We start from the raw sequence: 511 nt of genomic DNA, 5'->3' as shown, positions 1-511 counted from the left end.
GCCGACCTGCACCATCCAGCGGGCCAGGGTGTTGCGCGGGATCTCGATGCCGTGCCGGGCAAAGATCTGGCTCTGCCGATAGAGCGGCAAGGCATCCTGGTACTTGGCGGTGGCCACGTAGGCGAGCAGGGTCGGGCTGGCATTGCTCTTGGGCAGCAGCTTGGCCGGTGCCGGGGCGATCTGCACGCCCTCTTCACAGTCTGGGCAGCCGTACTTGATGCGCACATGGCGGATCACCTCGATCCGCGCCGGCACGACGTGCAGTTCCTCGCTGATCTCTTTGCCGATCTCCTTGAGCTCGGTGCCGTCGTGGTGGCAATGACGGGCATCCTCGGGGAGCTCATGGATCACTTCGACGCGGGGCAGTTCGGGGGGTAACGCCACGCGGCCGCCACGGGTACGGCGCTTGGCCGGCTGGTGGGGGTCGGCCGGCGCGTCAGCCGTGTCATCCTGGGCGCTGGCCTCTTCCTCATCGACCGCCACCTCGGCCTCGTTGATGAGCAGATCACCC

At 67.3% G+C, this 511-nt stretch carries 1 protein-coding gene; it reads right to left on the bottom strand.

The window, feature by feature from the left end; genetic code table 11:
- A partial coding sequence (locus DS839_RS36155; RefSeq protein WP_162919034.1) for an IS66 family transposase occupies positions 1-511 on the bottom strand: 511 nt, incomplete at both ends.

The organism is Taklimakanibacter deserti (assembly GCA_003574785.1).
This window is presented reverse-complemented; position numbering and strand designations above follow the sequence as displayed.